Annotated in this window: 5 protein-coding genes, 1 tRNA gene and 1 pseudogene; 1 reads left to right on the plus strand and 6 read right to left on the minus strand. The window is 68.9% G+C overall.

Translation table 11 applies throughout. The annotated features are described in order from the left end of the window. Nucleotides 1-151: 151 nt before the first annotated feature. From BM536_RS00575 to BM536_RS00590, 3 genes and pseudogenes are all read right to left on the minus strand, one after another. Nucleotides 152-225 (minus strand) — tRNA-Met (locus tag BM536_RS00575). A 48-nt stretch (nucleotides 226-273) separates the two neighbouring features. Further along, nucleotides 274-477 carry a cold-shock protein gene (locus BM536_RS00580; protein WP_073499692.1) on the minus strand — a complete coding sequence of 68 codons (204 nt, stop codon included), beginning with the start codon at nucleotides 475-477 and terminating at the stop codon, nucleotides 274-276. A gap of 527 nt (nucleotides 478-1,004) precedes the next feature. Continuing rightward, a pseudogene (locus BM536_RS00590) lies at nucleotides 1,005-1,570 on the minus strand (snapalysin family zinc-dependent metalloprotease). Between the two features lie 197 nt (nucleotides 1,571-1,767). On the opposite strand from BM536_RS00590, the gene cpt reads away from it, so the two are divergent. After that, nucleotides 1,768-2,292, plus strand: a complete 525-nt coding sequence (gene cpt, locus BM536_RS00595) for a chloramphenicol phosphotransferase CPT (RefSeq protein WP_073499690.1) — start codon at nucleotides 1,768-1,770, stop codon at nucleotides 2,290-2,292. A 97-nt stretch (nucleotides 2,293-2,389) separates the two neighbouring features. Here cpt and BM536_RS00600 read toward each other — a convergent pair whose 3' ends face one another. From BM536_RS00600 to BM536_RS00610, 3 genes are all read right to left on the minus strand, one after another. Beyond that, the gene (locus BM536_RS00600) at nucleotides 2,390-3,493 is read right to left on the minus strand and encodes a substrate-binding domain-containing protein (protein WP_073499688.1); all 1,104 of its coding nucleotides are present in this window, start codon (nucleotides 3,491-3,493) and stop codon (nucleotides 2,390-2,392) included. A 147-nt stretch (nucleotides 3,494-3,640) separates the two neighbouring features. Continuing rightward, nucleotides 3,641-4,939, minus strand: a complete 1,299-nt coding sequence (mmsB, locus tag BM536_RS00605; RefSeq protein WP_073499686.1) for a multiple monosaccharide ABC transporter permease — start codon at nucleotides 4,937-4,939, stop codon at nucleotides 3,641-3,643. Beyond that, the coding region (locus tag BM536_RS00610) for a sugar ABC transporter ATP-binding protein (protein ID WP_245873191.1) at nucleotides 4,936-6,193 on the minus strand (1,258 nt) is incomplete at its 5' end. The genes BM536_RS00610 and mmsB, both read right to left, overlap by 4 nt.

Below are 6,193 nucleotides of genomic sequence, written 5' to 3' on the forward strand. Positions count from 1 at the left end.
TGCATCGCCCTCTCCGCCCTCGGCTACCTCTGGTCCACCTCCCTCTTCAACCGCGACCCCAAGTAACCAGGACGACCTCGCGAGCGACCTCACCCCACACCACGGGCGGCATGCAGAAGGGGCCCGGCGTGAGCCGGGCCCCTTCTTTTTGTAGCGGGGACAGGATTTGAACCTGCGACCTCTGGGTTATGAGCCCAGCGAGCTACCGAGCTGCTCCACCCCGCGTCGGTTCTGCCACTCTACACGGCGATCCGGGCGGGCTGGGAACAGGGGTCAGCCGCGGACGATGTTCTCCGCCTGGGGGCCCTTCTGTCCCTGGGTCACGTCGAAGGTGACCGCCTCTCCCTCAACCAGCTCACGGTAGCCGTTGCCGGAGATGTTGGAGTAGTGCGCGAAGACATCGGGGCCGCCGCCGTCCTGGGCGATGAATCCGAAGCCCTTTTCGGCGTTGAACCACTTCACGGTGCCGCTGGCCATACTGCTGTGTCCTTCGTTCTCGCCGGCGGACGCCGGCTGGAATGGGTGCGGGTGCCATCCATGATCATGGACTGCGTCCCAGAGCCGTTCTACCCCACGAATGGCCCCGCAATCCGCAGTTGTCGCTCAAAAACTTCTCCATCGTGACCTGTTGTCAGCCAATGGAGGGCAGGTGACGTGGGGCGTTCGGGGCAATACGGTCGCTAGCGGTCAGTCGCCTCCGCCACCGCCCCCGCAGGACGATCCCCCGCCGCAGAACGATCCTCCCCCGCACGACGAGCCGCTTCCGCCCGCATGGCCACCCCCGCCACCGCCCCGCGACCTGCCTCCACCTCGGCCACCACCTGACCCCGCGATGAGAATCACGACGAGCACGATCCCCACGATCACGACATATTCCACTGCGCTCGACCCCCCGTGGACGTCCTGCTGGAACTCGTACGAGGGCAATGCCCCGCAACGCCGGTGAGCCAAGCGCGTCTTGAGGAACTCCAGAGCTTCGGCCGCCCACCGCGGGCGGCGCCGGATCAGTCCACGATCATCACCTCGCGCGGTGCCGTTGCCGCCGGGTGGGCGAGCGCGGCACCGAAGTTGTCCTCGACCTCGGCCTTCTCGGCCGCGTTCGGATACGGGTTCGTGCACGGGACGCCCGCGCTGGAACCCGACATCAGGCTGCTGCACGGGCCGGGCTTGCGGTCCGGCAGGCCGAGGATATGGCCGAGTTCGTGCGCCGCGATGCGGACGGTGTTGTACCCCTGGGTCACTGCCTGCCGTCCGATGTAGACGGTTCCGTTGCCGAGCGAGGTGGTCAGGGCCCGGGGCCAGCCGTTGTCGGCCAGGACGCGGATGTTGGCGCGCTGCCCGGCGGCGGCCGGGCGCAGTTCGACGTTGTCCACGCTCTCGTTCCAGATGGCCGCGCCCCGGTCGACGGCTGCCCTGAACTCCGCCGACGCGCCGGCGTCGTAGGGACGACACGGGCTGCGAGGGGCTGATCGGCGGGGGCGTCCGCTTGTGCGTGGGCCGGGCCGCCGAACAGGGTGACGGCTGCCGTGAGGGCGGCGGCGAGGGTGGGGACGTAGGTGCGTGAGGGCATGATCGACCTCCTGTGGGGGAAGGTGGGCGTGCTCATGTCACGTTCTGCTGAGCCCCCTGCCCATGGCCCGCGGCTGTCAATCCGTCAATCGGCGAGCCCCCTCGGGCCTGTCCGCCGCGCATGGGCAGGAGCCGCCCCGAAATTCGTTTCGTGTCCGGCGGACGTGCCTCTACCGTGGCGCGGTGACGACAACTCGGATGATCATCCTGAACGGCGGTTCCAGCTCGGGGAAGTCCGGGATCGTGCGGTGCCTCCAGGCCGTACTGCCGGATCCGTGGCTGGCCTTCGGGGTCGATTCGTTCGTCGACGCGCTGCCCGCGAAGCTCCAGGCGTCCGACGCGGGACTGGCGGTCGCGGATGACGGCCGGGTGAGCGTCGGAGCGGACTTCCGGGCGCTGGAGGAGGCCTGGACCGAGGGGATCGTGGCGATGGCCCGGGCGGGTGCCCGGATCGTCGTCGACGAGGTCTTCCTCGGCGGGGCGGCGTCGCAGCAGCGGTGGCGGAGGGCCCTGGGTGACATGTCGGTGCTGTGGGTCGGTGTCAGGTGTGACGGCGCGGTCGCCGCGGGACGCGAGATCGCGCGGGGGGACCGCGTCCGGGGAATGGCCGTGGCGCAGGCGGACGCGGTGCACCGAGGGGTGAGCTACGACCTGGAGGTCGACACGAGTCGCACCGAGTCACTGGAGTGCGCGCTGGCCGTCGCCGCCCGCGTCGGCGGCTGATCGGCGGAGCGGTTCTCGGTCCCGCGTCCCCGCACGCCGTGGGCGTGCGGGGACGCGGGACCCCGTGACCGGAACGTCGGCGCGGTGGCCGACCTCGTCACTTGGTGAGAGGCGCCAGCTTCGGGTCGCCGGCGTAGGACTCGGCCGCGTTGTCCTTCGTCACGATGACGGGCGGCAGGAGGTAGGCCGGGACGACCTTCGCGCCGTTGTCGTACGACTTGGTGTCGTTGATCGTCGGCTTGTCGCCCTTCTGGAGGGACTTCACCATGTTGACGGTCTCGGCCACGAGCTTGCGGGTGTCCTTGTTGATGGTGGAGTACTGCTCACCGGCCATGATCGACTTCACCGACTCGACCTCGGAGTCCTGTCCGGTGACGACGGGGATCGGCTTCCCGGCACCCTTGACCGAGGTGAGGACCGCGCGGGCGAGGGTGTCGTTCGGTGACAGGACCCCGTCGAGGGTCTTGCCGCCGCCGTACGTCGAGGTCAGGAGCGAATCCATGCGCTGTTGGGCGATCTCCGCCTTCCATCCCTGGATCGCCGTCTGCTTGATGCCCGTCTGGCCGGACCCGACAACGATGTCGCCCTTGTCGATCAACGGCTTCAGCACATCCATCGCGCCGTCGAAGAAGACCTTGGAGTTGTTGTCGTCCGGCGAGCCGGAGAACAGCTCGACCGTCCACGGCCCCGTCGGCTTCTTCGCCTTCATGCCGTCCACGAGGGCCTGTCCCTGGAGTCGGCCGACCTTGAAGTTGTCGAACGCGATGTAGTAGTCGACGTCGGCGGTGTTGGTGATGAGCCGGTCGTAGGCGAGGACCGTGGCACCGGCCTGCTTGGCCTGGGCGACCTGGGTGGCGAGCTGCGAGGCGTCGGTCGCTCCGATGACGATGACCTTCGCGCCCTTGGTGACCATCGAGGAGATCTGTGCCTGCTGGTCGGCGACGGTGGTCGAGGCGCCCGCGTACTGCACGTCGGCCTTGAATCCCGCCTCCTTCAGGCCGCTGGTGAACAGGTCGCCGGCGAGCACCCAGTTCTCCGAGGTCTTGGCGGGCAGCGCCACGCCGACGAGGGCGTCCTTCGCGAAGCCCTTGCCGTCGGCGGTGTCGGCGGACCCCTCGCGTTCGTTGGAGCACGCCGTGCCCAGGGTGAGCAGTGCGGCGGCGCCGACCGCGGCGATGCCTCGGATGGTGAGTCTGCGCATGGTGGATCGAACCCTTCGTGCGGTGTCGCTGTTACCGGGAGAGTGGTGCGCCTGTGGGCGGGAAGGCGATGCGCGGCTGGTGGTGGGGGGCGCGCGCCGTGGCCGGTGGCGGTGGTCCGGCCGTCGGCGCGCGAGCGGGGCCGTGGGTCAGCCGGCGACCGGGGCCTTGCCCGGATCGGAGGCCGGGGCCGACGGTTCGACCGGTGGTGCCGGTTCGTCGCGGCGGAACGGGCGCATCAGCCTTTCGATGACCGAGAACCGTCCCTGGCTCTTGTTGTAGACGTCGAAGGCGACGGCGAGGAGGAGGACCAGTCCCTTGATGATCTGCACCATGTCGGAGCCCACGCCCTCGAGTTGCAGGCCGTTGTTGAGCAGCGCCATGACGAGGCCGCCGACGATCGAGCCGCTCACGGTGCCCAGGCCGCCGGAGACGGCCGCGCCGCCGATGAACACGGCCGCGATGGCGTCCAGTTCCCAGCTCAGACCGTCCTGGGGTCCGGAGGCGGCGGACCGGGCCACGAAGATCATGCCGGCCAGCGCCGCCAGGACGGACATGTTCAGCATGACGAGGAAGTTGACCCGCCTCAGCTTCACCCCGGACAGCTCGGCCGCGCGGGCGTTGCCTCCGACGGCGTAGATGTGCCGGCCGCCGATGGTGTTGCGGGTGTAGTGGGAGTACGCGAGGACCAGGGCGATCAGGATGATGCCGGAGATCGGCAGGCTGGTGCCGATCCGGCCACCGGCGAAGCGCAGCGTCGCGAAGACGATGACCCCGATCATCACCGCCAGGCGTACCGCCGTGACCCAGACCGGCGCGACGTCGGCGCTCATCTCGCGCCGGGTCCGGCGCGCCCGCCACTCGCGCCATACGACGCCCGCGCAGGCGGCGGCGCCGAGCAGCAGGGTCAGGTTGTTGTAGCCGGTGTCCGGTCCCGCCTCGGGCAGGAAGCCGGCGCCGATCTCACGGAAGCCCTCGGGCACCGGCACCGTGTCGGCGTTGCCGATGTACTGGTTGCCGCCGCGGAACAGCAGCATCCCGGCGAGGGTCACGATGAACGCCGGTACGCCGACGTAGGCGACCCAGAAGCCCTGCCAGGAGCCGATGGCCACGCCGACGAGCAGGCCGAGCGCGATGCCCAGGGGCCAGGGCAGGGAGTACTCCTGCATCGCCTTGGCGACGACGATGCCGGTGAAGGCGGCGACCGAGCCGACCGAGAGGTCGATGTGCCCGGCGACGATCACCATCAGCATGCCGATGGCCAGGATGAGGATGTAGGAGTACTGGCTGACGACCGCGATGAGGTTGCCGGAGGTGAGGGTGAGGCCTCCTGTCCAGATCTGGAACAGCGCGACGATCGCCACCAGGGTGGAGATCATGCCGAACTGGCGGGCGTTGGAGGTGGTGCCTCCGAAGAGGTTCTTCTGCAGGTCTTTCATGCGGCTCATGAGGTGGCGCTCTTCTTGGTAGCGGTCATCTGCTTCATCAAAAGTTCCGGATCGGCGTCACGGCGCTCCACGGCGCCGGTGATGGCGCCTTCGAACACGGTGTAGATGCGGTCGCACAGTCCGATGAGTTCGGGCAGCTCGGAGGAGATGACGATGACGCCCTTGCCCTGTGCGACCAGCCGCTGGATGATCCCGTAGATCTCGTACTTGGCACCGACGTCGATGCCGCGCGTCGGCTCGTCGAGGATCAGCAGGTCGGGGTCGGTGAACATCCACTTCGCCAGGACGACCTTCTGCTGGTTGCCGCCGGAGAGCTTCACGACGCCCTCGTCGACGCTGGGCGTCTTGATCCTGAGGTTCTGCCGGTACTCCTCGGCGATCCGGTGCTCGCGGACCGGGTCGATGACCCTGCGCCGGGCGATCTTCGACAGCTTGGCGGCGACCATCGAGGTCTTGATGTCGTCCAGCAGGTTCAGGCCGATGGACTTGCGGTCCTCGCTGACGTAGGCGAGTCCGTGCCCGATGGCTTCCGGGACCGACCTCAGCCGGATCTCCTCGCCGTCCTTGAAGACCCGGCCGGACAGGTAGGTGCCGTAGGAGCGGCCGAACAGGCTCATGGCGAGTTCGGTGCGGCCCGCGCCCATGAGTCCGGCGAAGCCGACGATCTCGCCGCGCCGCACGTGGAAGGTCGAGCCCTTGCACACCAGCCGTTCGTCCGAACTGGGGTGCCGCACCGTCCAGTCGCGGACCTCGAAGAAGATCTCGCCGATGTCGGGCGTGCGGTCGGGGAAGCGGCTGTCGAGTTCACGGCCGACCATGCCCCGCACGATGCGGTCCTCGTTGACGCCGTCGGCCCGGACGTCGAGGCTCTCGATGGTGCGGCCGTCGCGCAGGATCGTGATGGTGTCGGCGACCGCCTCGATCTCGTTCAGCTTGTGCGAGATGATGATCGAGGTGATGCCCCGCTCCCGGAAGCCGCGCAGCAGGTCGAGCAGGTGCCGGGAGTCGGCCTCGTTGAGGGCCGCGGTCGGCTCGTCGAGGATGAGCAGCTTCACGTCCTTGGCGAACGCCTTGGCGATCTCCACGAGTTGTTGCTTGCCGACGCCGATGTCCTTGATCAGCGTGTCGGGGTCCTCCTGGAGCCCGACCCGCGCCATCAGTTCGAGGGCCGCGCGGCGGCCGTGGTACCGGGCGAGGCACGGCTGCTTCCGTCTCGGGCGCTCCCGGGTCCGCCCGTCCGACAGCAGGCGCGCC

The organism is Streptomyces phaeoluteigriseus (assembly GCF_001896135.2).
GTDB classification, from domain to species: Bacteria; Actinomycetota; Actinomycetes; order Streptomycetales; family Streptomycetaceae; genus Streptomyces; species Streptomyces phaeoluteigriseus.

Bases quoted from the DNA above. Each gene is read 5' to 3' on its own strand.
- BM536_RS00580 (WP_073499692.1), bottom strand. From the start codon at position 477: ATGGCCAGCGGCACCGTGAAGTGGTTCAACGCCGAAAAGGGCTTCGGA.
- cpt (WP_073499690.1), top strand. From the start codon at position 1,768: ATGATCATCCTGAACGGCGGTTCCAGCTCGGGGAAGTCCGGGATCGTG.
- BM536_RS00600 (WP_073499688.1), bottom strand. From the start codon at position 3,493: ATGCGCAGACTCACCATCCGAGGCATCGCCGCGGTCGGCGCCGCCGCA.
- mmsB (WP_073499686.1), bottom strand. From the start codon at position 4,939: ATGAGCCGCATGAAAGACCTGCAGAAGAACCTCTTCGGAGGCACCACC.